The following is a 23,667-nucleotide window of genomic DNA, read 5'->3' on the forward strand; positions in this document are numbered from 1 at the left end:
ATGGTTACGCTTAGCAGGCTTCTCTCCGAAACCCACTCTCTTTCTTTTCTCTGGTTTTGGAGCTAATTTATGTCCATTTATGTCGGGAACCTTTCTTACCAAGCCACCGAAGATGACGTTTTGACTGTCTTCTCCGAGTATGGCACTGTTAAGCGGGTTCAACTTCCCACTGATCGGGAGACCGGTCGTATGCGGGGTTTTGGTTTCGTTGAAATGTCTTCCGATAAGGAAGAAGATGCCGCCATTGAAGCTCTGGATGGAGCCGAATGGATGGGGCGGGATCTCAAAGTTAATAAAGCAAGACCGAGAACCCCTCGTTAAGTTTTTGCCTAATTACCTGAATTTAAGATTTCATTCGTTGTGGAAGGGAAGGTGTTTGAGTCATCTTTCCTTTTTTGCTAGGCAGGCTTGCTGATAGACTGGGGGAGGTAAATCTGGCTCTTTCCCTATGTCGCTTATTCGTGCCCTGCACCAACAATTAATAGATCAAGAAATTTCTGCCGTTGCCGTGGCCCAGGCGAGTTTGGCGCGGATTGAAGCGGTGGACGACAGATTGAAAAGCTTTTTGCAGGTGACAGCTCCCCAGGCGATCGCCCAGGCGGAAAAGGTGGATGCCCAGATTGCGGCGGGGGAACCCATTGGCCTACTAGCGGGCATTCCCATTGGCATTAAAGATAATCTTTGCACCAAGGGCATTGTTACCACCTGTGCTTCCCAAATTTTGCGGGGTTTTGTGCCTCCCTACGAGTCCACAGTGACGGAGAAGTTGCAAAAAGCCGGTGCAGTGATGGTGGGCAAAACTAACCTGGATGAATTTGCCATGGGCAGTTCCACGGAAAATTCCGGTTACCAAGTGACGGCTAATCCTTGGGACTTGACCAGGGTGCCAGGGGGATCTTCCGGGGGATCGGCGGCGGCCGTAGCAGCGGATGAATGTTTGATTGCTTTGGGGTCTGACACGGGGGGCTCCATTCGTCAGCCTGCTTCCCTCTGTGGGGTGGTGGGCATGAAACCCACCTATGGTTTAGTTTCTCGTTTTGGTTTGGTGGCCTATGCTTCCTCTTTGGATCAAATTGGCCCCTTTGCCCGTCGGGTGGAGGATGCAGCTATTCTGCTCCAGGCGATCGCCGGCCATGATAGTAGGGATTCCACCAGCCTAGATGTGCCCATTCCCGATTACACCCAAGCCCTCAAGCCAGATTTGAAGGGAGTGAAAGTGGGGGTAATTATGGATGCCTTTGGGGAAGGTTTGGACGATACGGTTAATGAAGCAGTGCAAACGGCGATCGCCAAACTGCGGGAATTAGGGGCCACCATTGAGGAAATCCATTGTCCCCGGTTCCGTTCCGGTATTGCTGCCTATTATGTCATTGCCCCTTCCGAAGCGTCAGCTAACCTAGCCCGTTACGATGCGGTGCGCTATGGCCTACGGGCGGAAGCAGATAATTTGATGGAAATGTACACCCACACCAGGGCTAAGGGTTTTGGCGCAGAAGTCAAACGGCGCATTATGCTCGGCACCTATGCCCTGTCCGCCGGTTACTACGATGCCTATTACCTCAAAGCCCAAAAGGTGAGAACCCTGATTAAACAAGACTTTGATCAAGCCTTTACCAAAGTGGATGTGTTGGTTTGCCCCACTGCCCCCACTACAGCCTTCAAAGCAGGAGAAAAAACCGATGATCCCCTCAGCATGTATCTCTCCGACTTGATGACCATTCCAGTTAACTTAGCTGGTTTACCGGCCATGAGTGTGCCCTGTGGCTTTGACGACAACAATTTACCCATTGGCCTGCAATTGGTGGGCAATGTGTTAGGGGAAGAAATGCTATTCCGGGTGGGCTATGCCTATGAACAAGCCACCACATGGCACGATCGCCAACCGGATTTATCGGCCTAATATTTTATTGTTTAGCTGCTTTTCCGCAGGTCCAGCAATATTTTGAAATTGAAGCTGCAATCAAAACCGCCACGGCGATCGCCAAGGAAAATAATTGTCTTTTTCTCGGCGTTCCTGCTCCTTGGGCCTTTTTTCTGCGGTCGTAGCCCCGCCCAGGAGTTAACCGTTCCTCTCACTGACCTGTGTCCCGAACCGATCGCCGAAAGGATGACTCCCCATGTGGTGAAAGCTGGGGAAACCATTGACAGCATCGCAGCCCAATATCAACTAGTGCCGGCCACCCTCATCAGTGTGAACAATCAGTTGTCCAGTGGCCAAGTTACCCCAGGGCAGACGATTTTGATTCCCCCCTTTAACGGTCGTTTTGTTTCCGTACCAGCGGGGGCCACTTGGCAGGATTTGGCCTCTGCCTATGGTTTACGGGCAGATATTTTATTTGAAATCAACGGTTGCACAGAAAAGCCCAGTCGCGCCTTTATTCCTGGCATCAGTTGGGGGGGAAATGCCCCTAGCAATGTGGATAACTACACAGGCTTGGCCCAATGGCCCATCCAACCGACTCCCAAAATTGGCCTAGATTACGGCTGGCAAAATCAGGCCGCGGGGCAAGATGCCTTTTTTCACAGTGGCGTAGATCTGTTGGCTCCTCTGGATACCCCTGTCATAGCCGCCGCCGCCGGGGAGGTGATTTTAGTTAGCCAGGAAGGGGCCTATGGTTTCCTGGTGGTCATCGACCATGGCAATGGCCGTCAAACCCGTTATGCCCATCTGAGTCGATTTGCGGTGGATCCTGGGGAAAAAGTCCCCGCTGGTACTGTGATTGGCTATGTAGGCAGTACTGGCCGGCCGGATATTGCTTCATCCCATCTTCATTTTGAAGTAAGGGTTCAATCCCCTGTTGGTTGGGCGGCCCAGGATCCGAAGTTACATTTACCCCGCCCATAGTTAAACGATTTTCAGTCCTTTGTGGACCCAGGAACAACCCCTGCCTCCGCCATATTTTTGGTAAACTAACAACGCTGTTGCCTTTAGCGGTTTTGCCATGGAACTGGAACATCCTGACGATCTCTATTATTTGGATTCCCACGAGTACGTCCGCTTTGATGGGGAAACGGCCACCATTGGCCTGAGTGCCTTTGCCGTGGATGAGCTGGGGGATATTGTCTTTGTGGAGTTACCCGAAGAAGGGGACAAAGTGGAATTTGAGCAGTCCATGGGGGCAGTGGAATCGGTCAAGGCCGCCTCGGATTTATATTCCCCTGTGACGGGCACTGTGATCGAAAAAAACTCAGCTTTGGAAGATCAGCCGGAGTTGCTCAATCAAGACCCCTACGGGGAAGAAGGTTGGTTGATCAAGGTGCGCCTAGATGATGTGGAAGATGCCAAAGAAGGATTGATGGCCGCCGGAGACTACCGCGCCACCCTAGAGACGGGAGATTAGGCAGTCTGGGCGGGGGTTAGAGGTTAATCCTTTTCCCACCCAATGGATACTTTATGACAGTTCATACTTTCGCCATCGGGGCAGGAAATCATTATGCAAGCTGTTGATTACACTACCCTGATGGCCATTGTTGCTGAACTCCAAGGTGATTGGCTACCCGCCCGCATCGAACAGATTTATCAGCATGATCGCCACGGTTTATCCCTCGCTCTGCGCACGTTAGAAAGACGGGGTTGGCTAACCCTAGCTTGGCATCCCCAGGGGGCAAGAATTTGTTTAGATCCTCCTCCGCCCCAGGAACCGGACACGTTTACTTTTAGCGATCAACTGCGGCATCAGCTTAAAGGACTGGCCTTAATTTCTCTCAAACCCCTACAGCCCTGGGAACGGGTCATTGACCTGGCGATCGCCAAACGGCCAGGGGATGAACCTCTATACCATTTGTTTTTGGAGGTGATGGGCAAATATAGCAACCTGATTTTGACCGATGCCCAACGGCAAATTATCACCGTCGCCCACCAAGTTAACTCCCAACAATCAAGGGTTAGAACGGTACAAACGGGGCAACCCTATCAATCTCCACCGGCTTTATTGGCCACACCTCCTTCGTTGACGGAAAGTTTGAACGATTGGCAAGAAAGAGTGCAATTAATTCCGGGTTTATTAGGTAAACAGTTGATTAAAAGTTACCGGGGAGTCAGTCCTATGGTGGTAAAAAACTTGCTCACCCAAGCCGGTATCGATGAACAAATTAATAATCAAGCTTTAACCCCCCACCAATGGGAAAACCTCTTCTCTGCCTGGCAAATTTGGCTACAACGGCTCGAAAAGGCAGATTTTTTCGGAAAAAGTTTGCCCCAGGGCTACACAGTCTTGGCAGAAACCACTGTTGTTAATGACGTTGAGCCAACTCAGGAAGAAGGCGATCGCCCTTTGCTACCCATTAATAAATTGGTAAATGAATATTATCGGAGAGAGTTAGGGCGGGAAAATTTTCAGCAATTACAGCACCAAATTCAACAAAAACTAAGTAATCTAATTGCTAAACTGCAACAAAAAGCTGACACGTTTAAACAAAGGTTAAATGCAGCAGCCAATGCCCAGCAATATCAACGGCAAGCGGATCTGTTGATGGCCTATCTCCACCAGGGGCAACCGGGATTAAGCTCCATCACCTTACCGGACTTTGACGACCAATCTCCTGTTACCATTCCCCTGCAACCGGACAAAACCCTGATCCAAAATGCCCAGCGACTTTACAAACAACAACAAAAATTAAACCGGGCAGAGGCGGCCATTCTCCCTTTGTTAGCAGAAGTGGAGCAGGAGTTGGCCTACCTCACCCAGGTAGAAACCAGTGTGCAGGCTTTGACGGAATTTGACAATCTCGCCGACTGGCAAACGTTAACGGAAATCCGGGATGAGTTGGCGGAACAAAACTATTTAGCCCTTAGCCATGGCCGTCCCCGCCGTAAAGAGACGGAAACTTTTGAGCCGCACCAGAGCCTAACCCCTTCCGGTTTTCCCCTCTGGATTGGCCGTAATAATCGCCAAAATGATTACCTTAGTTTTCGGGTTGCCACCGAGTATGACCTGTGGTTCCATGCCCAGGAAATTGCCGGCAGTCATGTGTTACTCCGATTACCCCCAGGGGCGATCGCCGGAGATCAGGATTTGCAATCAGCGGCGGATTGGGCGGCCTACTACAGCCGAGGCCGGGAGGAAGAACAGGTACCGGTGGTCTATACCCAGCCTAAATATGTCTTTAAACCCAAGGGTAGTAAACCGGGCATGGTGGTTTATCAACAGGAAACCGTCATTTGGGGTAAACCCGGGGCCGTCAAGCCAAAGTTGACCCACAATTGATTTTGACGACCCCAATGGTTTGCTAACCTAAGCGGTTGCGATAATCTTCATAACCAAAGGTACGCCACAGTTCAAATTCCCCCGATCGCCGCAGACAACCAATGGCGGGATGGTGGACTCCATTAAAGGTGGTGGTTTTGACCATGGTGTAGTGCATCATATCTTCAAAAATTAGGCGATCGCCCACCTGTAAAGGTTGATCAAAGGCATAATCACCGAGAAAATCCCCCGCGAGGCAACTGGAACCCCCCAGACGATAAACAGTATCTCCCGTTTGCGGCACTCTAGCTCCCCTTACTTCTGGCCGATAGGGCATTTCCAAGCAGTCAGGCATATGGGCCGTGAAGGAAACATCGAGCATGGCATGGGTAAATTCCGGTGCTTCGATCAGATCTTCCACCGTACTAAGTAAAAATCCTGTCTGCCAGGCGATCGCCGACCCCGGCTCCATAATCAACCGCAGATGGGGATGGCGTTGGTGGAATTCTCCAATTACTGCAATGGCATAATCCACGTCGTAGCCTTGGCTGGTCATTAAATGGCCGCCGCCTAGGTTTAACCATTCAATTTGGGGCAAATACTCGCCAAATAATTTTTCGATCTGCCCTAGGGTTTTTTCCAAAGCTAAATGATCGCTCTCACAAAGGTTGTGGGAGAGAAAGCCCGTAATGCCCGACGGCAAATTACCCGCCAACATTGCCGCTTGCACCCCCAACCGGGAACCGGACACACAGGGATTATAAAGATCGGTCTGCACGGGGGAATATTCGGGGTTAATGCGTAAACCTGCTTTTACCGCGGTATTTTTCAACGATTCCCGATAACGATGCCATTGTCCCAAGGAGTTAAAGGTAATGTGGCTAGCCAAGGGAATAATGGCTGGCAAATCATCGGGGCGATAGGTGGGGGCATAAACGTGCACTTCTTTGCCAAATTCCTCCGCCGCCAGTCGTGCTTCCCAGAGGGAACTGGCCGACGCCCCTGCTAACCCTGACCGCAACCAAGGAAAACAGGGAAAGAGGGCAAAACCCTTCAAGGCCAACATCACCTCAATCGGGGCGGATTGCTGCAACCGTTCGACAATCGCCAAATTTCGTTGTAACAATTCCTCTTCCAACACAAAACAGGGGGAAGGTAGGCTGGATAACCTGGGGTTTTCGAGAATGTTCACCGCAAAACTGCTCACTTCAGCTATAAAAAAGAAAAAAGACTACTGCCAATAAAACAGTAGCCCAATCAAGTCTTGAGATTAACGGAGGTTGCCGGGGAGATTTACTACAGGTACCCCAGGCCAGAAAACCTAAAAAATTTAGGAACTATGGAAAAATTACAGAATGCCGAAGAAGTGAAGTACACCTTGCCCAGAGACAAGCTCGAGGATCAGGGCAGAGGAAAAACCGATCATGGCCAAGCGACCATTCCAGTTTTCGGCGAAAGCAGTGAATCCAAATTTAGAGTTTTCGTTGTTCATGGTTAAGAATGTAATTACGAGCTGGGAGGGTTGTCTATGTAAATAAATGTAACAGAGTATTGCGTCCATGGCAAGTCTGTGGTGGAAAAGGCAACGGGAAGATAATGTTAGGCTCAAACAGAACAGAAGTGACTAACCTTCGGAGAACAAGGCAATGTTGGCCCTAATTTTGGCGATCGCCCTGTTGTGGGGCTTGATCTGGTGGGCTAGGCGTAGATCAGGTCGGAAAATCGCCTGGAGCAGAGGCCGTCGTCATTCATCAGGTTTCAAGCAGGCCATCCAAGCTTCCCGCCCAACATCACCCAGGGTACCCGGTAAGTTACGGCGGGATCTAATTCGTATTGCGGGCAATGCCCAGGTAGCGGAAAGACTGGTAACCAATCTACGGGCCAAACATCCCGATCGCCCGGAGCACTGGTATTGGGAAAAGGCAATTTTTGACCTGGAGCGCGATCGCCATTATTAGGGCAATGGCAGGCACTGGAAACTAACCCGCCAATAATTCCCCCTAGCAGCTTCTCTGGGATTTAGAGCAATTAAGCCGGGCAATTTCCCTATTTTTTGACTGATTCCAAGACTTTAAGCACTTGAATTTTTTGCTGGGGAGACAAATCCAAAGTGGGCAAAATGGCTTTGACTTCTTGGCCTTGGGCTAAACCGGCTTCAAGTTTGCCTTTTTGTTGCTCATTAAGAATTGCTCCTAATTTTTCTAGTACTTCCAGCTTTTCAGGACTAACTTGAGAAGCCGGAGTGTCTGTCATGGTTTGGGCAGATAAGCCAGAAAAAGAAGCAAAGGTGGTCAATGTGCATGCCAGTGCCAAGACGGCGGATTTTAAAATGGATTTCATCGGTAGTAACATGGATTTTTCAAGATTTTCGGGATTTATTATCAATTCTAATTCCATCGAGCAAAACTGATTGCCAGTCTTTAAAATGCCCCCAGCCATTGAAAAACAGAGCCAGGAAAATGAGTCTGGCTTGATTAACTGGCAATCCCTCGCCCTTATTAGCTGGAGATTTTTGGTATGGTAAGGTCTCCCCCATCCTAATCAACCAATTAACTAATAATTAACTGATTTTTCTTGTCGTAACCTCCCATTGTGACTATGGCCGTTGGCACCTTCAAACAAAGTAGATTTCAACTCCCTTTGCCCCGTCTTTCCGTCATGGATCGGTATTTATTTGTGGAACTGTTTCTGCCCTTCATTTTCGGCATGGGCATGTTCACTTCCCTGGCTTTGTCCATTGGCACCCTCTTTGACCTGGTGCGGCGGGTAACGGAATCAGGACTCCCCATGGATATTGCGGTGAAGATCCTGTTCTTGAAAATGCCGGAGTTTGTGGTGCTGGCCTTTCCCATGTCAATGTTGTTGGCCAGCTTGATGGCCTATAGCCGTCTTTCCAGCGATAGTGAATTAATTGCTCTGCGTAGCATTGGGGTTAGCATCTATCGCCTGGTGGTGCCGGCCCTACTGTTTGGCATAGTAGTTACGGGCATTGCCTTTGTTTTCAATGACCGTATTACCCCCGCCGCTAGTTATGAAGCGTTAGCTACCCTAGACCGGGCTATCCATCAAGATCGCCCCCCCCGCCAAGAGCAAAATATTATTTATCCGGAATACGGCATGGTGCGACAACCGGACGGCAACGAGAAAAATATTTTGAAGCGCTTGTTCTACGCCGAAGAGTTTAACGGCAGTGAAATGAAGGGGCTAACAATTCTTGATCGAACCCAGAGCGGCGTTAATCAAGTGCTAACAGCGGAAAGGGCTAGTTGGAATATTTCTGAAAATACTTGGGATTTCTATGATGGCACCGTGTATCTCATTGCCCCCGACGGTTCTTACCGCAATATTGTCCGCTTTCGCCACCAACAATTGGCGTTGCCCCGGGCCCCTCTGGATTTAGCTAGCCAGGAACGGAAGGATGGTGAGATGACCATTGCCCAATCCCGCCGTTACCTGGAAGTACTACGGTTAAGCGGGGACGACAAGAAAGTACGCAAACTAGAAGTCCGCATCCAAAAGAAATATGCTCTGCCCTTTGTTTGCTTTGTCTTTGGTTTAATCGGGGCGGCGATCGGAGTGCGTCCACAGAATACGAACAAAGCCACCAGTTTTGGTATCTGTGTGGGCTTAATTTTCTTCTATTACCTACTCTCTTTTTTAAGCGAGTCTATGGGGATTTGGGGAGCCCTGGATCCGTTCACCGCCGCTTGGCTGCCTAATTTCCTGGGGTTAATTGCGGGCACTATTTTGCTGGTGCAATCTTCCCGCCTGCGTTGAAGTTGTGCCGATGCCCGTTGCCAGTTCTAGTTGTCCTTATTGCCACAGGTCTGGAGCTGACGCAGGAGTACGTCCAATTCCGCTTCTAAATAGAGGTATTGCACTTGTTGGGGAGTTGCGTAAACCTGTTTTTGGCGATCGCCGGCGGGTTTGGCAAGAACGGCAGATTTGCTCATGGAGTTGTTTTTTATAAAGGGTTTTATCAAGCGAGGGCATTATACTATTTTTTCGATGAAAAAACACAAACTTTTGTGACAATGTTCCGATTAACCCCTCCCCTCCCTCTCCAGGTCAACCAGGGTACCAGGGCGATCGCCTGGGGGGGATGAATAAAAATGGTAACTTTACCCACCGTTTTGTTAGGCAAAAATACTTAATAATCTGTCCTGGGGTCGTTGCTATCCGGCGCAGATCGGTGGAACAATCGACTCTTTGGTGTTATCTGTATAGGTTGAGTTTCAGCTTGTTTACCAAAATCAGTGTGGTGTTGAGGTTGTATGGCGAATAGTACCGAGTCTGGTTCGTTGCAGTCCTCCAGCACCGTCAAGGTTCGTTCCCATTACCGACCCAACAATGGCACTGGTTCCCCCGGGGGGCGTCCCCGGCCGAAAAGGGGTTTTCTTCCCCTAGGCAAGGGCTTAGTTTGGGGGGGGTTAGTGACTTTGACTGCCACTGTAGCGGCGATCGCCGGGGTGGGCATCAGCTTTTTTACCCCTGGGCCAAAGGGGCTAGTTCAGCAGGTTATACCAGGGCAGTCCACCGGAGCAGAGGCAGGTCAGGCAGATCTATTTCCCTATCACATCAGTCGTCCTGTCAACATTTTGGTGATGGGCATTGACCGGGTAGAACCCACAGAGGAAGAACCCAATGTGGATGAGTTTGGTGGCCGCAGTGACACCATGCTATTGGTACGATTCGATCCCAGGGAAAATGGTTTGAAATTACTTTCCATTCCTCGGGATACTAGGGTTTTCATTCCCGATGTGGGCTATACCAAAATCAACGATGCCAATGCCTATGGGGGGCCGCAGTTGGCGGCGAGGGTAATCAACCGTAACTTGGGGGAAGTCCCCATCGACCGTTACGTCAGAGTCACCACCGACGCATTACAGGAATTGGTGGATTTAGTGGGGGGAGTGGAGGTATTTGTACCCCGGCCCATGTTTTACGAAGATAAAACCCAGCAGTTATTAATCGATTTACCCGCCGGACTGCAAACCCTGAATGGGCAACAGGCAGAACAATTTGTCCGTTTTCGCTACGACGCCAATGGGGATATTGGCCGGGTACAACGGCAGGAAACCCTGCTCAAAGCCCTGCAAAATCGCCTTAGCCATCCCAGTATGATCACCCGCATTCCCAAGGCCATTGGCATTATGCAGAAAACTGTGGACACAAATTTAACCATGGAGGAAATTCTGGCCCTGGTTAATTTTGGGCGTCAACTTGATCGCCAGGAAGTGCAAATGGTGATGTTACCGGGGCGGTTTAGCCAACCGACGGAATTTGATGGCCGTAGCTATTGGGTGATGTCCGATACCGGCAAAAGGCAGGTATTGAGGAATTACTTTGATGTGATTGAAGAAGTCCCCACCTGGGCTGAGACTCCAGGGCGATCTCCGGAAAGTTTACGCATTGCGCTGCAAAATGCTACTGATGATCCCCAGGCCCTGGAACGGGTGAAGGAATATTTACGGGCCAAGGACTTCCGCAATTTTTATGAAACATCGGAATCCCCGGAACTATTAGCGGAGACAAAAATTTTAGTCCAGCGGGGGGACTTGGATGGGGCCCATTATCTACGGCAAACCCTGGGGGGAGGAGTGGTAGAAGCTTCCTCCGTCGGCGACCTGGGCTCGGATTTAACCATTCAAGTGGGCATGGATATTGACCAATGGCTCAAGGAATCTACCCCGGTGGACGACTCTGCCCCTCAATTTTGATGCTCTAGATTTTTGTTTTTTCCGTCTACTTGATCGCCATTGAGGTTAGTTTCGGGGGAGCTTGGGAAATTCCGTCTATTAGACCTTGCCCAAAGATAAATCTAGGGGGCCTGAAACTAGCCCCGGACCAACAGGGTCGCAAGGGGAGCCAGCCAGCGGACCAACCGATTTTGTAAACGATCTAACAGGGAAGGGGATGGAAATTGCCTTTGCTCGCCGGGATATTGATCGAGGATTTGCTTGGCCAACGGTGTGAGGCGAAAACTGTCCGTAATCCCCTGGCCGTCCACTTCCCGACGCAATAGCCCCACCTGAATGAGCCACATCAATTCCCGCTCCACCCGATTTTCTGTTAATGCTTGCCCACAAAAACCTTGCTCAACTCCCCCAACCCCGGCGATCGTTGGTAGGGGCACACTGGCTTGGGCCATAGCTCGAAACAAGTTCAAATAAAAGGGACAACACTGGAAAGCTCTTTGGGCCCGATTGTAGGTGTGGGCAGTGTAACCAGCTAATGCTTTAGGGGATGCCAAAGAGGTGTTCATGGCGAAATTAAGTCAATCCGGCAGTTTACAGGGAGAATTTATCGGCGGGCAAGGCTGTAAGGTTTTAGAAAAAATCAAGAACAGTCAAAGAATCTGGACATATCACAACCCACAATCTAGTATTCAAAATCCTTCTGCCTGGCCTTATTTGGTCGTATTTACCCATTGTGCCCAAATCCGACCATTGTTGCCAATTATTTCCCAGGTAACCACGGCGATCGCCAAGGAAAGATTTAAGTATTTTTTCCCATTCTCCCTAATCCTGCGGCCAAGGAGCTGGGTTAACGTTAGGGCAAGTCGGATGTCCTGGTGTGACCGGGTCATTTTTTTGCTATTTATTCCCCAGGAGTTTTTCAATGTTAAAAATCGGCATCAACGGCTTTGGCCGCATTGGTCGTCTTGTGGCCCGCATCGCCATGGCCAATCCCCAAGTGACCCTAGTGGGCATCAATGACCTCGTTCCAGCCTCTAACCTGGCCTATTTGTTTAAATACGATTCCACCCATGGTTCCTACGGTGGCACCGTGGTAGCCAAGGAAGATGGCATTGTCATTGACGACCAATTTATCCCTTGTTTTTCCCAACGGGACCCGGCCCAATTACCCTGGGGAGATCTAGGGGCGGATTACGTCGTAGAATCCACGGGTCTATTTACCACCTACGCCACCGCTGAAAACCATCTCAAAGCCGGTGCCAAACGGGTAATTATTTCCGCTCCCAGTAAGGATCCCGAAAAAATTCCCACCTTTGTGGTGGGGGTGAACCATCTCAACTACAACGCCGACACTGACAAAATTGTTTCCAATGCCAGTTGCACCACCAATTGCCTGGCTCCGATCGCCAAAGTATTAGACGATAATTTCGGCATTGTGGAAGGATTGATGACCACAGTCCACGCCATGACCGCCACCCAGCCCACCGTCGATGGCCCGAGCAAAAAAGATTTTCGGGGAGGTAGGGGGGCAGCCCAAAACATTATTCCCTCATCCACCGGAGCGGCTAAGGCAGCGGCTTTAGTGCTACCGCAGTTAAAAGGTAAATTAACCGGCATGGCCTTCCGGGTCCCCACCCCCAACGTGTCTGTGGTGGATCTAACTTTTAAAACGGAAAAAGCCACGAGTTACGAAGAAATTTGTGCTGCCATGAAAACCGCCGCCGAGGGGGAACTTAAAGGAATTTTGGGCTACACAGCAGATGATGTGGTGTCCATGGATTTCCGTACCGATCCTCGCTCCAGTATTTTCGACGCCGGGGCCGGCATTGGTCTGAACAGCAACTTTTTTAAAGTAGTTTCTTGGTACGATAACGAATGGGGCTATTCCTGTAGGGTCATTGACCTAATGTTGACCATGGCGAGCAAAGACGGTTTGGTCTAGGTTTGGTATTTGTTAAGTTATCAAGCCCAGGAAAATCAGAGCAGTCATCGTCCAACAGCCTATGACTTGTCTCAGTTAGTCTAGATTTACCGGGGTAATAAAGTAATCCCGGTAACTTTATTTATGTTTAGTTAACCCCCTTTAGCAAAACTACCCATCACTAGGGCGGATAGCAAAATACCAGGGACAAGGAGGACAACTAACATCAACAGTTGATCGGCGGTCATGGTAAAAATTCCACTAATTCAAAAAACTCACAATGCCTGGGCCACTAGCCCAAGTTAGGGACAAACCCTATGGGCATGGTAACGGAGATTTTTGATTTTTCACCATTTTCGGGGAAATGGTTTGCTTGCCATGGGCTAAAGTTTAACTAGGTTATCAGGAAGTTGTTCCTAAACCCTGAAAAAGAGGAAGCTATATTGGATGAAAAAGCACTCCAGTTAGGAGGTGTTTTAAAAGCCCTTCGGTTCCTAAAGCTGGGAGAAGCCAGAGAAAAAGCCTCCAGCACTGTGGTCCTCGGAGTGGGTCGATGGAGGAAGCAAACTAAAACGTTGCAAACATGCTCTTAAAAGGAGGAGCTAGACGGCTCATAATCATCACCTTTCTAACCAGGAGAGAATATGACAACTACCCTTAAACTACAGCCGGCGATCGCCATTGATTCAGATAAATTTTTCCAGATCTGTCAACAGAACCCTGAATTAATCATTGAAGAAAATGCCCAAGGAGAATTGCTGATTATGTCCCCCACGGGTGGCGAAACTGGTCGCAAAAATGCAGAACTAATTGGCGATTTTATTATCTGGAACCGAAAACATAAATTGGGTTTTGTTTTTGATTCCTCCACTTGTTTTCAGCTCCCTCAAGGGGGACGGCGATCGCCCGATATAGCTTGGGTCAAAAAGGAACGTTGGCTAGATTTATCTACCGAAGAAAGAGAAAAATTTCCACCCATTTGCCCAGATTTTGTGTTGGAGCTCATTTCTCCTAGCGATAGCTTAACTGCAACTCAAGCCAAAATGGAAGAATATTTAGCTTCTGGATTACGCCTAGGTTGGCTAATTGACCCCCAAAGTCAACGGGTGGAAGTTTATCGCAATAATCTGCCCAAAGAAATCTTGGTTAAACCCAATCAATTATTAGGAGAGAACATTTTACTGAACTTTGTTTTAGAAATTGACTGGTTATGGGAATAATTTTTTCATTACCCAACTCAAAAGATTTTCAGAAAAAAGCTTAAGAAAATCGATTTCAACTACATAGACCTATTTTTATTCGTCAGGTTCAGACTAGTATTGAATCAGTTATGAGTAGGAGGAAGTATCGTTCCTTTATGAAAGATAAAATATCAAACAACTAAACTAATAATCTAATCATAAAGATCAGGTTCAGAAGTAAAGTGACAACGATAATTGAGCGCTTTTTCTAATTGCTTTTTATAGGCCTTTTCTTCCACTTCGTAGGCACCAAACCGTTTTAGATGGGGATTTTGTAGCTGGGCATCAAATAATTGATAGCTCCGTTGTCGTAGATGTTGCACCAGTTTAACCATGGCAACTTTGGAAGCTTCAGGAATGGTATAAAACATCGATTCCCCAATGAAAGCCCCCCGAATGGCAATGCCTAAAATTCCCCCCGCTAGGCGATCGCCATACCAAGTTTCAAAGCTGTGGGCCCAACCGGCCACATGAAAAGTATGGTAAACCTCAATTAATTCTTGAGAAATCCAAGTTTCAGGGCGAGCGGCACACCCTTCACAAACGGCGGTGAAAGCTTGATTAATTCTGACTTGGAAACGATTTTGATTGAGCACCCTTTGCAAGGATTTGGGATAACGAAATTGATCATCCAGGGGAATTAGGGCATGACGATCGCTCGAATACCAGCCCAATCCATGGCGATCATCGGCCATTAAAAACAGACCCTGGGCATATTGAGCAATGGCATAGTCAACATCAATTTTCACCCTTCATTTCCTCGCAATTGCCTGGTAATTCCTGGGAGTCAATTATTATTTTTGCTAATCTTCTCCGGCATGGTAGGAACTCCGCACCAATGGTCCTGATCGCACATGGCTAAAGCCCAATTCCTTGGCAATTTCCCCCAACTGATCAAACTCCTCTGGGGTCCAATATTTTTGCACGGGCAGATGGTCTAGGGACGGTTGCATGTACTGCCCCAACGTCAGGCGATCGCAACCTACAGAGCGCAAATCCTTGAGGGTTTCCACCACTTCATCCACCGTTTCCCCGTGGCCCAACATCAACCCAGATTTGGTGAAAATGTCGGGATCAAATTCCTTCACCCAGCGCAACACATCTAAGGAGCGTTGATATTTTGCCCCCCGTCGTACTTTACCCTGTAATCTAGCCACCGTTTCCAAGTTGTGGTTATAGCAAACCGGTTTGGCTTTGGCCACCGTGAGTACTCGCTCTTTTTGGCTTCTTTCCCTACCCATACCGCCCCAAAAATCCGGTGTTAAAACTTCTATTTGGATAGCAGGATTATCCCGGCGAATACGCTCCATCACCGCCACAAACCAGCCTGCACCGCCATCGGTTAAATCATCCCTAGCAACGGAAGTTAATACCACATATTTGAGCCCTAACAATTGCACTGCTTCCGCTACTTTTCTCGGCTCATCCTGATCCAATGTCATGGGAGCCTGGCCCTTTTCCACTTGGCAAAAACCGCATGCCCTAGTACAAATTTGGCCCATTAATAAAAAAGTAGCTGTTCGGTTGGCGTAACATTCCCCCCGATTGGGACAGCGGCCTTCTTCGCAAATGGTGTGAATTTGGCGCTGTTTAATAATCTGCTGAACTGTCGATAATTCGCTGGCTCTACCAATGGGCCGTTTTAGCCAACTGGGTAAGCGGGGGGGGGACTCACGGGGCAAGGAAGGGGTATCCATAGAGTTGTTGGGGCACAGGTCAAAATAGGTCAACCTAATCAAATCGAATCGGAAGTCATGGCGATCGCCGTGGGTGGTATTGGTCAACACACCAAAACATTAACAATTTTTCCCGGCACCACTAGCTAGTTTTGGCCACCTGCTGACGGGACAATCTTTGCACCGTTTCTCCTTTAAGCAAGCGATCCGTTTCCTGTAAAACTTCCAAAACCTTCTGCCGGTGGGGACTGGGAGCTAGACATTGCCAGAGTTTTTGCCGATCTAAGTTGCTAGCCGGTTGGCCGGGGAACCAATGTCCGCCATTGCCCAACAGGTTGTAGCGCATTTTGCTGTACTCCACCAGGTCGAAGCTTTGGCAAAGATTATAAAGCCAGAGAATTTTAGGGATATTGATTTCCCCAGGGGTCTGCTCCGGGGTGGGTAAGCCGATGCGCCAACTGTTGACCCAATCTTCTCCTAAAGCTTCCACCATGGCCCCATGGAGCTTTGCCAAAATTGGTTGCAGAACTTTTTCGGTCTCCTGGTCTGAAGCTAGATAAGACAAGGTTTTTAAATGCTCATCAAAGTCCGCCGGCCGCGATGCGCCAATGCTGAGGGTATGTACCTGGGGATGGGATAAACAGAAAAGATTATTAAATATGATCGGGCTGAGGGGTTGGCATAAATTCACTAGCTTTTCGGGCGGGTTATAGAGTTGTCCCCCTTTATCGGACGGGCTGATAATAAATACCCCCATATCCTGGGTTGTCGCAGCGGCGATCGCCGGCCAATTATCTTGAAAAATGTAGTACCAGTGGAGGTTGACGTAATCAAATTCCCCGGAATTAATGGCTTCGGTAATGATGGCGGTGGGACCATGGGTGGAAAAACCCACGAAACGCACTCGGCCTTCCCTTTGTAACTGCCGACAAACATCCAAACAACCGCCGGGGCGTAAACTTTGCTCTAGGGTTTCCCGGTTATTAATGCCGTGGATACCCAACAAATCGACATATTCCAGATTTAAATAGCCCAAAGATTTATCAAACTCCCGACGAAATTCCTTGGGGTCATCCTTGGGACTAACTTTTGTTTGCACAATCAATGTTTCCCTGGGTAACCGGGGCAAAATTTTTCCCAACTGCATTTCGGAAGTGCCATAACCCCTAGCTGTTTCAATGTGGTTAATGCCCAACTCCAGGGAACGCTCAATGGTACTTTGCAAATTGTGTTGGTTATCCTTGGGAACCTGGGCAAAGGGCGCATCCTGCCATTGGAACTGATAGCGCATGCCCCCACAGGAAAAAACCGGCATGGACAATTCAGTACAGCCAAAACGTCGATAAAGCATAGGGTTGGGGAAATTTGCGGAACTGCGATCGGGAAATGTCATTGCTTGATTATTTTTTAGGGTAACCCAAAGCCCCCTGGGCACCCAGGTAAGTTCCTCGACGGATACGCAAAGCCCTTAAAATAAAACTCGGTTTGCATTGTGAAATTACGGCGTAATGGCTGATTGGCTGCTGATTACGTCCCTATAGGAGAACAGTTTATGACGGCATTAACGGCACAGGTGGCATTGATAACGGGGGCATCCCGAGGTATTGGCCGGGCGACGGCTTTGGCCCTGGCTGCCACGGGCATGAAAGTGGTGGTGAACTATGCTCAATCCAGTACGGCCGCCGATGCTGTGGTAGCGGAAATTATTGCCAACGGGGGAGAGGCGATCGCCGTGCAGGCCAATGTGGCTAACGCTGACGAAGTGGATCAACTGATTAAAACCACGCTGGATAAATTTAGTCGCATCGATGTGTTAGTGAACAATGCTGGCATTACCAGGGATACGCTGTTGTTGAGAATGAAGCTGGAAGATTGGCAAGCGGTCATTGACTTGAATTTAACCGGGGTGTTTCTTTGCACCAAAGCGGTGTCTAAGTTGATGCTCAAGCAAAAAAGTGGGCGCATCATTAACATCACTTCTGTAGCGGGCATGATGGGGAATCCGGGGCAAGCTAACTACAGCGCCGCTAAGGCTGGGGTAATTGGTTTTACTAAAACCGTTGCCAAAGAGTTGGCCAGTCGAGGGGTAACTGTCAATGCCGTAGCTCCCGGTTTCATTGCCACGGATATGACGGAAAATCTCAATGCAGAGCCAATTTTGCAGTTTATTCCCCTGGCTCGCTATGGTCAACCGGAGGAAGTGGCGGGCACCATCCGTTTTTTAGCCACAGATCCAGCGGCGGCCTATATCACGGGACAAACATTTAATGTGGATGGCGGCATGGTAATGTTCTAATGCTGTACTGGTGGGACGGTCAATGGTTTGAGCAGGAGGTAATCTCTTTACCAGTTAACGATCCGGGGTTGCTGTACGGGGCCACAGTGTTTACCACCCTGAGGGTTTACCAACAATGGCTCGACCATCCCCTCACTCACTGGACTGACCATGGCGATCGCCTACAGCAGAGTTTATTTGCCCTGCAATGGCCGGCACCGGATTTGGAACAGATAGAGCAAGCGGCTCGGCATTTGAGTCAGCATTACCCGATCCTGCGTGTAACCTGTTTTCCCTCTGGTCAAGTATTAATTACGGGGCGGGAATTGGCCGAGGATTTGCAACAAAGGCAACAATTAGGCATTAAAGCTTGGTTGATGCCCCGCGGTCGCTACCAACGTTCCCTCGCAGAATTAAAAACGGGCAATTATTTAGCCCCCTGGTTGGCCCAGCGCATTGCCCAGGAAAATAATGCCCAGGAAGCAATTTTGACTGATACGAATGGCCATTGGTTGGAAACAGCCACGGGGAACCTTTGGGGTTGGCGGGATGGAGAATTTTTTACGCCTCCTTTAACAGGACAACAATTACCAGGCATTACCCTCCAACATTTGCGGACATGGTTGGAGAATAAAGGTCTGATTATCCACGACGATCAGTGGTCAAAGGATTTAGTCCGCACCTTTCAGGGTTTGGCCTACAGCAATAGCGGCGTCGAAATTGTCCCCATCAATCAGGTGGGAGAGGAAGGGCAACCATGGTTGAATTTTGCTTCTGCCCGGAGTAGGGAATATTACCTATTAGCTAGGTATTGGCTAACGAATTGCTGAATTGTTACTCAAGCCAACGTAAACAAAAATTACGAAAAGACCTAATTTATTCCGATTCTGTAAAGATCCGTCTCAATTTTTTCCTCAGAACTGAATCCCCTGCCAATAATGAAGGTATCTGCAATTATTTCTTGGGTAATTTTTGCCCCATTATTCCAGTTTGATTGAGTGTTGTTGAATTTTAGTTGAATTTTAAATATAACTCTGTAAACCAGAGTGAGGTGATCTATGAACCGTACCGCTAAATTAACCGTTGCCATGGTGGATTGGCCCCTGCTCGTGATGGGCAGTTTGGCCATGTGGCTCACCGGTAGCTTGGTGATGGATTTACTGGTGGTGCCCAGCCTGTCCGCCGCCGGGATGATGGCCGAGCCGGGTTTTATCAGTGCTGGCCATTTGCTATTTTCTGTTTTTAATCACTTAGAACTATTATTTGCCGGTTTAGTACTGTCTGGTTGCTTTTTGCTCCATCAACAGAGATTTTTCTCGGTCTCAGGGCAACGTTTCAGCCGCATTTTAGCCGTTGTTTTGTTGGTGATCGCCATTGTTTATACCTATATTTTGACCCCGGCCATCACTGATTTGGGCTTTGATATGGCCAGCTTTACCAGTACAGGGGAAATGCCGGCGGCCATGATGCCCTTGCACTGGCTCTATTGGGGACTAGAATTAGTTAAATTGGCGGTGGGACTAACTCTCCTACGCTGGTCTTACCAGGGAGCAGTGCGCCATTGACCAATTTCTAGTGAAATTTAATGTTTGCCCTACCTCAAGCCGGCGATCGCCGTGGCGAGATCATTAAAGTATTGCTCAGCAACGGCTGGGACTATATGAACGGCCTCTTAACCCTGGGGAAAGTGGGGGAACCACAAATTCCGACGCCGGAAGTTCTCACCAAAATCCTCGTCGAGTTGGGGCCGTTTTATATCAAGTTAGGGCAACTGCTCAGCACCAGGCCAGACCTTTTACCACCCCGTTATATCAACGCCCTCACCGCCCTCCAATCCAATGTGCCTCCCCTGCCCTGGTCGGCGATTGAGGACTTGTTGCAAAGGGAATTTCCCCAACCCCTGGGGGAGACGTTTCAAGAAATTCAACCGGTTCCCATTGCCGCCGGCTCCATTGGTCAAATCCATCGAGCGGTACTGCAAAGCGGAGAAACCGTTGCCATTAAAGTTAAACGCCCCGGCATTGACGTGATTGTGGAGCAAGATAGTTTACTGATCAAAGATGTGGCTGAATTATTAGCCCTGACAGAATTTGGTCAGAATTACGACATTGTTAAGCTCGCCGATGAATTTACCCAAACGGTCAAAGCAGAATTAAATTTTGATACAGAAGCGGCTTATACCAATAATTTGCGGACTAACCTAGCAAAAACCACCTGGTTTGATCCCAATCAACTAGTAATTCCAAAGGTTTATTGGGAGTTAACAAACCCAAAATTCCTAGTGTTGGAATGGCTGGATGGAGTGCCCATTTTAACCGCTGATTTGAGTCAGCCTCCCGGTGAAAAAAATATTATCGAACGTAAAAAAGAAATTACTACCCTATTATTCCGAGCCTTTTTCCAACAACTTTATGTGGATGGTTTTTTCCATGCTGATCCCCACCCCGGCAACATTTTTTACTTGGCAGATGGTCGTTTAGCCCTCATTGACTGCGGCATGGTGGGCCGCCTTGATCCCCGAACCCGACAATTATTAACGGAAATGCTTTTGGCGATCGTTGATTTGGATGCCAAACGTTGTGCTCAGTTAACGGTGGAGTTATCAGAATCGGTTGGTCGCGTTAACTTCCAGCGGCTAGAGGTGGATTACGAACGGATGTTGCGGAAATATTATGACTTAAGTTTGTCGGAATTTAACTTCAGTGAAGTAGTTTATGAATTTCTCCGCATTGCCAGGGTAAATAAACTCAAAGTGCCCGCTTGTTTAGGATTGTATGCTAAATGTTTAGCCAATTTAGAAGGCGCCGGACGACAATTTAATCCTGAGTTAAATTTATTCACCGAAATTAATCCTCTTATTACCGATCTTTTCCGTCGGCAACTATTTGGTACTAACCCTTTGCAAACAGCATTAAGAACTGTTTTAGATCTAAAAGCAGTTTCCCTTAAAACCCCCAGGCAAATGGACGTGTTGCTCGATCGTCTGACAACGGAAACTTTGCAATGGAATGTGCGGCTAGAGGGGTTGGAGCCAGTTCGTCGCACCATCGATAAGTCTGCCAACCGTCTCTCTTTCAGCATTGTGCTTGGTTCCCTAATTATGGGGGCAGCAATTCTTTCCACTGGCAATGATCAACAGCTAACTTTAATTGCCAATATTTTGTTTGTGGCCGCTACGGTAATTGGTTTTTGGTTGGTAATTAGCATCCTGCGATCGGGAAGATTAAAATAATAGTTAGGCTGTCTGAAAAAAGTTTATGTTTGCCAGATTAGGGTCAAAACATTATAGTTTATTTGAGGTTAAAAAAATGGGTTTAGTTTATGCCAATATTGAGCTTATCAATCCCAAAGAACAGGCTCTACAACCAATGAAGGTCAATGCCTTAGTTGATACAGGGGCGATTACACTTTGTATTCCTGAGCATGTTGTGATTCAACTTAAGTTAGAAACGTTGGAACAACGGGAAGTTACTACTGCCGACAGCAAAAAAAGACTAGTTGATTATGTGGGACCAGTGCAAGTGAGGTTTGGTAATCGTAATTGTTTTACTGGAGCCCTAGTCTTAGGAGATGCAGTTTTGCTAGGGGCTGTTCCTTTGGAAGATATGGATTTAGTTATTAGTCCCCGTTCACAAACCATTACCGTCAATCCTGAAAGTCCTAATATTCCTGCGGCGCTGGTAAAAACTGCACTCGAGATTTAAATTAATTATTAATTAATAGCTAAATTAGTTAAGCAATATGTGATTATGAATTAACCGGATGAAAGTAATCATAAATTGTCTGGGCTAACTGAGGACCAATACCTGGTACTTCCTGTAATTGTTTGACACTAGCCTCCCGAATATAATCCAAAGAACGGAAATGGGCTAACAATTGTTTTTGGCGACTAAAACCTAAACCAGGAATTTCATCCAAGCGCGATCGCCGACTTTTACTAAGCCGTTGTTGACGGTGGAAACTGACCGCAAAGCGATGGGCTTCATCCCGCAAACGGCGTAATAATTGCACCCCAGGTTGTTCCGCGTGGGTGGGCAAGGGTTGGGATTCTCCCGGTAGAAAAATTTCTTCCCTTTGTTTCGCTAAACTGACCACCATAAATTTATCCAGCAAATCCATTTCCGTCAGCACCTTAACCACCGCTGATAGTTGACCTTTACCGCCATCAATCATAATTAAGTCTGGCCAATCCTGTTGATTTTTTTTGCCTTTTACAGAGGATTGAAAACGGCGGGTAATAACTTCTGCCAAACTGGCAAAATCGTCGGAGTGACCGACTTTAATGGACGGGTTTTTAATTTTGTAATGGCGATAATACTGTTGGGCTGGCACTCCATCAATAAATACAACTTGGGAAGCTACAGCATTAGAACCCTGAATGTGGGAAATATCATAACCTTCGATGCGTTTTGGTAAAGTTTCTAAATCTAAAATTTCCGCTAAATCTTCTAGCGCTGTAACGTTTTTAGCAGTCTGTTTTTGTAACCTCTCTAACTCGTACTGGGCGTTACGTTCCACCATTTCCAATAGCTCAGCTTTGGTTTGTCTTTGGGGAAGGTTAAAAGTTACTTTTCTTCCCCGTTGGCTAGTTAACCAATCATTGAGCAATTCTCGATCAGGTAAAGCACAGGGCAGAATGACTTCGCTGGGAATTTCCACCGCTTCGACCTGTTGATAATGCTGTTCTAAAACCCGCTGTAATACTTCCCCTTTTTCCAACTCCGACTCCACTCCATCGGCGAAAAATCCCAGCCTTCCCACTAATCTCCCTGCCCTAATTTGGAATAATTGAATGGCGCTAATTTGTCCATCACTAGCCACGGCGATCGCATCTCTAGAAATAGTGTCCTGGGGTAAGGAAACTTTTTGATCCGTGTTGAGTTTGCCGAGGGAATTAATTTGGTCTCGAATTAGAGCCGCCTGTTCAAACTTTAAATCTGCCGCCGCCTTTTCCATTTGTTGCGTTAACAATTGATGCAGTTCCTGGGTACGTCCCTGGAAAACCATAGCGACTTTTTGTAAGGTTTGGCGATAATCTTCTGGGGTAATTAATTCTTGGCAAACTCCAGGACAACGGCCAATGTGATAATTTAAGCAAGGACGATGTTTAAATAGGGGCTGACGACGTTGCCGCAGAGGAAAAATACGCTGTATTAATCGTAATGTTTGCCGTAAACTAAAACTATCTACATAAGGGCCATAGTAACGATCCTTAGCCTGGTTTAAACGGCGTTTTCTGGTAATAAAAATACGGGGGTAGATTTCTGACCAAGTGATACACACATAAGGATATTTCTTGTCATCTTTAAGCAGAACATTAAAGTGGGGTTGGTGTTGTTTGATTAAATTAGCTTCTAAGGCTAAAGCTTCCGCTTCCGTATCGGTGACAATAAACTCAATTTCCGCTACCTGTTGCACCATCAAAGCAATGCGGGCAGTGTGGGGTTGGGAATCCCGAAAATAGGATCTAACCCTAGTTCTCAATTTTTTTGCCTTGCCGATGTAGAGAATTTCTCCTTGGCGATCGCCCATGAAGTAAACCCCCGGCTCTTGGGGAATTTCCTGGAGACGCCGTTCTAATAATTCTGGTTGTTCAAGAAGAGACGTAGAGGAAACAGTAGCAACCATTGATTAAGCAAAAGAGCGAATGTTTTTCTATGGTAGAAGGG

General features: G+C 47.9%; 25 protein-coding genes and 1 pseudogene. 16 read left to right on the forward strand and 10 right to left on the reverse strand.

What is annotated here, in order from left to right:
• Positions 1-69: 69 nt before the first annotated feature.
• From BWK47_RS05430 to BWK47_RS05450, 5 genes are all read left to right on the forward strand, one after another.
• Positions 70-321, forward strand: coding sequence for an RNA recognition motif domain-containing protein (locus tag BWK47_RS05430; RefSeq protein ID WP_010872227.1), 252 nt, complete (start codon positions 70-72; stop codon positions 319-321).
• A 127-nt stretch (positions 322-448) separates the two neighbouring features.
• Positions 449-1,900, forward strand: coding sequence for an Asp-tRNA(Asn)/Glu-tRNA(Gln) amidotransferase subunit GatA (gene gatA / locus BWK47_RS05435; protein ID WP_010872228.1), 1,452 nt, complete (start codon positions 449-451; stop codon positions 1,898-1,900).
• 48 nt (positions 1,901-1,948) lie between these two features.
• Positions 1,949-2,845 (forward strand): peptidoglycan DD-metalloendopeptidase family protein, encoded by an 897-nt coding sequence (locus BWK47_RS05440; protein WP_237269842.1) that lies wholly within the window; start codon positions 1,949-1,951, stop codon positions 2,843-2,845.
• Positions 2,846-2,942: 97 nt separating this feature from the next.
• A complete protein-coding gene (gene gcvH / locus BWK47_RS05445; RefSeq protein WP_010872230.1) occupies positions 2,943-3,341 on the forward strand; it encodes a glycine cleavage system protein GcvH in 399 nt (132 codons plus the stop codon).
• A 93-nt stretch (positions 3,342-3,434) separates the two neighbouring features.
• The gene (locus tag BWK47_RS05450) at positions 3,435-5,207 is read left to right on the forward strand and encodes an Rqc2 family fibronectin-binding protein (protein ID WP_162327868.1); all 1,773 of its coding nucleotides are present in this window, start codon (positions 3,435-3,437) and stop codon (positions 5,205-5,207) included.
• A gap of 22 nt (positions 5,208-5,229) precedes the next feature.
• Here the strand turns inward: BWK47_RS05450 and nspC are convergent, their stop codons facing one another.
• Both nspC and BWK47_RS05460 read right to left on the reverse strand, forming a co-directional pair.
• Positions 5,230-6,378, reverse strand: coding sequence for a carboxynorspermidine decarboxylase (gene nspC / locus BWK47_RS05455; RefSeq protein ID WP_237269844.1), 1,149 nt, complete (start codon positions 6,376-6,378; stop codon positions 5,230-5,232).
• Between the two features lie 156 nt (positions 6,379-6,534).
• The gene (locus tag BWK47_RS05460; RefSeq protein ID WP_038530698.1) at positions 6,535-6,678 is read right to left on the reverse strand and encodes a chlorophyll A-B-binding protein; all 144 of its coding nucleotides are present in this window, start codon (positions 6,676-6,678) and stop codon (positions 6,535-6,537) included.
• A 154-nt stretch (positions 6,679-6,832) separates the two neighbouring features.
• Here BWK47_RS05460 and BWK47_RS05465 point away from each other — a divergent pair, with 154 nt between their 5' ends.
• Positions 6,833-7,144 (forward strand): hypothetical protein, encoded by a 312-nt coding sequence (locus BWK47_RS05465; protein ID WP_010872234.1) that lies wholly within the window; start codon positions 6,833-6,835, stop codon positions 7,142-7,144.
• An 88-nt stretch (positions 7,145-7,232) separates the two neighbouring features.
• Here BWK47_RS05465 and BWK47_RS17015 read toward each other — a convergent pair whose 3' ends face one another.
• Positions 7,233-7,439 (reverse strand): hypothetical protein, encoded by a 207-nt coding sequence (locus tag BWK47_RS17015; RefSeq protein ID WP_020861625.1) that lies wholly within the window; start codon positions 7,437-7,439, stop codon positions 7,233-7,235.
• Here BWK47_RS17015 and BWK47_RS17020 point away from each other — a divergent pair.
• Together BWK47_RS17020 and BWK47_RS05475 are read left to right on the forward strand one after the other, a co-directional pair.
• On the forward strand, positions 7,438-7,596 hold the full coding sequence (locus BWK47_RS17020; protein WP_237269846.1) for a hypothetical protein: 159 nt from the start codon (positions 7,438-7,440) through the stop codon (positions 7,594-7,596). The genes BWK47_RS17015 and BWK47_RS17020 overlap by 2 nt on opposite strands.
• A 188-nt stretch (positions 7,597-7,784) precedes the next feature.
• Positions 7,785-8,963, forward strand: coding sequence for an LptF/LptG family permease (locus tag BWK47_RS05475; protein ID WP_041425792.1), 1,179 nt, complete (start codon positions 7,785-7,787; stop codon positions 8,961-8,963).
• Between the two features lie 26 nt (positions 8,964-8,989).
• Here the strand turns inward: BWK47_RS05475 and BWK47_RS05480 are convergent, their stop codons facing one another.
• Complete coding sequence (locus BWK47_RS05480) at positions 8,990-9,139, reverse strand: hypothetical protein (RefSeq protein WP_158299072.1); 150 nt, start codon at positions 9,137-9,139, stop codon at positions 8,990-8,992.
• 321 nt (positions 9,140-9,460) lie between these two features.
• Here BWK47_RS05480 and BWK47_RS05485 point away from each other — a divergent pair, with 321 nt between their 5' ends.
• On the forward strand, positions 9,461-10,906 hold the full coding sequence (locus BWK47_RS05485; protein ID WP_162327871.1) for an LCP family protein: 1,446 nt from the start codon (positions 9,461-9,463) through the stop codon (positions 10,904-10,906).
• Positions 10,907-11,022: 116 nt separating this feature from the next.
• On the opposite strand, the gene BWK47_RS05490 is transcribed toward BWK47_RS05485, so the two are convergent.
• Both BWK47_RS05490 and BWK47_RS05495 read right to left on the reverse strand, forming a co-directional pair.
• Positions 11,023-11,451 carry an Npun_F0494 family protein gene (locus tag BWK47_RS05490; protein WP_162327872.1) on the reverse strand — a complete coding sequence of 143 codons (429 nt, stop codon included), beginning with the start codon at positions 11,449-11,451 and terminating at the stop codon, positions 11,023-11,025.
• A 144-nt stretch (positions 11,452-11,595) separates the two neighbouring features.
• Positions 11,596-11,775 (reverse strand): hypothetical protein, encoded by a 180-nt coding sequence (locus BWK47_RS05495; RefSeq protein WP_162327873.1) that lies wholly within the window; start codon positions 11,773-11,775, stop codon positions 11,596-11,598.
• A 32-nt stretch (positions 11,776-11,807) separates the two neighbouring features.
• Between BWK47_RS05495 and gap the strand changes: the two genes are divergently transcribed.
• Together gap and BWK47_RS05505 are read left to right on the forward strand one after the other, a co-directional pair.
• Positions 11,808-12,827, forward strand: coding sequence for a type I glyceraldehyde-3-phosphate dehydrogenase (gene gap / locus BWK47_RS05500; protein ID WP_162327874.1), 1,020 nt, complete (start codon positions 11,808-11,810; stop codon positions 12,825-12,827).
• Between the two features lie 623 nt (positions 12,828-13,450).
• Entirely contained in the window at positions 13,451-14,026 is a 576-nt protein-coding gene (locus BWK47_RS05505; protein WP_162327875.1) for a Uma2 family endonuclease, read from the forward strand.
• Positions 14,027-14,199: 173 nt separating this feature from the next.
• Here the strand turns inward: BWK47_RS05505 and aat are convergent, their stop codons facing one another.
• The 3 genes from aat to BWK47_RS05520 form a co-directional block, all read right to left on the reverse strand.
• Positions 14,200-14,796 carry a leucyl/phenylalanyl-tRNA--protein transferase gene (gene aat / locus BWK47_RS05510; RefSeq protein ID WP_162327876.1) on the reverse strand — a complete coding sequence of 199 codons (597 nt, stop codon included), beginning with the start codon at positions 14,794-14,796 and terminating at the stop codon, positions 14,200-14,202.
• 54 nt (positions 14,797-14,850) lie between these two features.
• Positions 14,851-15,744 carry a lipoyl synthase gene (lipA, locus tag BWK47_RS05515; RefSeq protein ID WP_162329620.1) on the reverse strand — a complete coding sequence of 298 codons (894 nt, stop codon included), beginning with the start codon at positions 15,742-15,744 and terminating at the stop codon, positions 14,851-14,853.
• 121 nt (positions 15,745-15,865) lie between these two features.
• Positions 15,866-17,158, reverse strand: coding sequence for an aldo/keto reductase (locus tag BWK47_RS05520; RefSeq protein ID WP_162327877.1), 1,293 nt, complete (start codon positions 17,156-17,158; stop codon positions 15,866-15,868).
• A 117-nt stretch (positions 17,159-17,275) separates the two neighbouring features.
• Here BWK47_RS05520 and fabG point away from each other — a divergent pair, with 117 nt between their 5' ends.
• From fabG to BWK47_RS05545, 5 genes and pseudogenes are all read left to right on the forward strand, one after another.
• On the forward strand, positions 17,276-18,019 hold the full coding sequence (gene fabG / locus BWK47_RS05525) for a 3-oxoacyl-[acyl-carrier-protein] reductase (RefSeq protein WP_162327878.1): 744 nt from the start codon (positions 17,276-17,278) through the stop codon (positions 18,017-18,019).
• Entirely contained in the window at positions 18,019-18,828 is an 810-nt protein-coding gene (locus BWK47_RS05530) for an aminotransferase class IV (RefSeq protein ID WP_162327879.1), read from the forward strand. Before fabG ends, BWK47_RS05530 begins: the two co-directional genes overlap by 1 nt.
• A 228-nt stretch (positions 18,829-19,056) precedes the next feature.
• Positions 19,057-19,563, forward strand: coding sequence for a hypothetical protein (locus BWK47_RS05535; protein WP_162327880.1), 507 nt, complete (start codon positions 19,057-19,059; stop codon positions 19,561-19,563).
• Between the two features lie 20 nt (positions 19,564-19,583).
• A pseudogene (locus BWK47_RS05540) lies at positions 19,584-20,807 on the forward strand (ABC1 kinase family protein); the annotation flags it as partial.
• A 448-nt stretch (positions 20,808-21,255) separates the two neighbouring features.
• The gene (locus BWK47_RS05545; protein WP_237269848.1) at positions 21,256-21,702 is read left to right on the forward strand and encodes a clan AA aspartic protease; all 447 of its coding nucleotides are present in this window, start codon (positions 21,256-21,258) and stop codon (positions 21,700-21,702) included.
• 43 nt (positions 21,703-21,745) lie between these two features.
• Here the strand turns inward: BWK47_RS05545 and uvrC are convergent, their stop codons facing one another.
• Complete coding sequence (gene uvrC, locus BWK47_RS05550) at positions 21,746-23,626, reverse strand: excinuclease ABC subunit UvrC (RefSeq protein WP_162327882.1); 1,881 nt, start codon at positions 23,624-23,626, stop codon at positions 21,746-21,748.
• Positions 23,627-23,667: the final 41 nt, after the last annotated feature.

This window comes from Synechocystis sp. CACIAM 05 (assembly GCF_010222815.1).
In the GTDB taxonomy this organism is placed as follows: Bacteria; Cyanobacteriota; Cyanobacteriia; order Cyanobacteriales; family Microcystaceae; genus Synechocystis.

Excerpts from the sequence above, each read along its gene's own strand:
- BWK47_RS05430 (WP_010872227.1), top strand. The coding sequence starts at position 70 with ATGTCCATTTATGTCGGGAACCTTTCTTACCAAGCCACCGAAGATGAC.
- gatA (WP_010872228.1), top strand. The coding sequence starts at position 449 with ATGTCGCTTATTCGTGCCCTGCACCAACAATTAATAGATCAAGAAATT.
- gcvH (WP_010872230.1), top strand. The coding sequence starts at position 2,943 with ATGGAACTGGAACATCCTGACGATCTCTATTATTTGGATTCCCACGAG.
- BWK47_RS05450 (WP_162327868.1), top strand. The coding sequence starts at position 3,435 with ATGCAAGCTGTTGATTACACTACCCTGATGGCCATTGTTGCTGAACTC.
- BWK47_RS05460 (WP_038530698.1), bottom strand. The coding sequence starts at position 6,678 with ATGAACAACGAAAACTCTAAATTTGGATTCACTGCTTTCGCCGAAAAC.
- BWK47_RS05465 (WP_010872234.1), top strand. The coding sequence starts at position 6,833 with ATGTTGGCCCTAATTTTGGCGATCGCCCTGTTGTGGGGCTTGATCTGG.
- BWK47_RS17020 (WP_237269846.1), top strand. The coding sequence starts at position 7,438 with ATGGTTTGGGCAGATAAGCCAGAAAAAGAAGCAAAGGTGGTCAATGTG.
- BWK47_RS17015 (WP_020861625.1), bottom strand. The coding sequence starts at position 7,439 with ATGACAGACACTCCGGCTTCTCAAGTTAGTCCTGAAAAGCTGGAAGTA.
- BWK47_RS05475 (WP_041425792.1), top strand. The coding sequence starts at position 7,785 with ATGGCCGTTGGCACCTTCAAACAAAGTAGATTTCAACTCCCTTTGCCC.
- BWK47_RS05480 (WP_158299072.1), bottom strand. The coding sequence starts at position 9,139 with ATGAGCAAATCTGCCGTTCTTGCCAAACCCGCCGGCGATCGCCAAAAA.
- BWK47_RS05485 (WP_162327871.1), top strand. The coding sequence starts at position 9,461 with ATGGCGAATAGTACCGAGTCTGGTTCGTTGCAGTCCTCCAGCACCGTC.
- BWK47_RS05490 (WP_162327872.1), bottom strand. The coding sequence starts at position 11,451 with ATGAACACCTCTTTGGCATCCCCTAAAGCATTAGCTGGTTACACTGCC.
- BWK47_RS05495 (WP_162327873.1), bottom strand. The coding sequence starts at position 11,775 with ATGACCCGGTCACACCAGGACATCCGACTTGCCCTAACGTTAACCCAG.
- gap (WP_162327874.1), top strand. The coding sequence starts at position 11,808 with ATGTTAAAAATCGGCATCAACGGCTTTGGCCGCATTGGTCGTCTTGTG.
- BWK47_RS05505 (WP_162327875.1), top strand. The coding sequence starts at position 13,451 with ATGACAACTACCCTTAAACTACAGCCGGCGATCGCCATTGATTCAGAT.
- lipA (WP_162329620.1), bottom strand. The coding sequence starts at position 15,744 with ATGGATACCCCTTCCTTGCCCCGTGAGTCCCCCCCCCGCTTACCCAGT.
- fabG (WP_162327878.1), top strand. The coding sequence starts at position 17,276 with ATGACGGCATTAACGGCACAGGTGGCATTGATAACGGGGGCATCCCGA.
- BWK47_RS05530 (WP_162327879.1), top strand. The coding sequence starts at position 18,019 with ATGCTGTACTGGTGGGACGGTCAATGGTTTGAGCAGGAGGTAATCTCT.
- BWK47_RS05535 (WP_162327880.1), top strand. The coding sequence starts at position 19,057 with ATGAACCGTACCGCTAAATTAACCGTTGCCATGGTGGATTGGCCCCTG.
- BWK47_RS05545 (WP_237269848.1), top strand. The coding sequence starts at position 21,256 with ATGTTTGCCAGATTAGGGTCAAAACATTATAGTTTATTTGAGGTTAAA.
- uvrC (WP_162327882.1), bottom strand. The coding sequence starts at position 23,626 with ATGGTTGCTACTGTTTCCTCTACGTCTCTTCTTGAACAACCAGAATTA.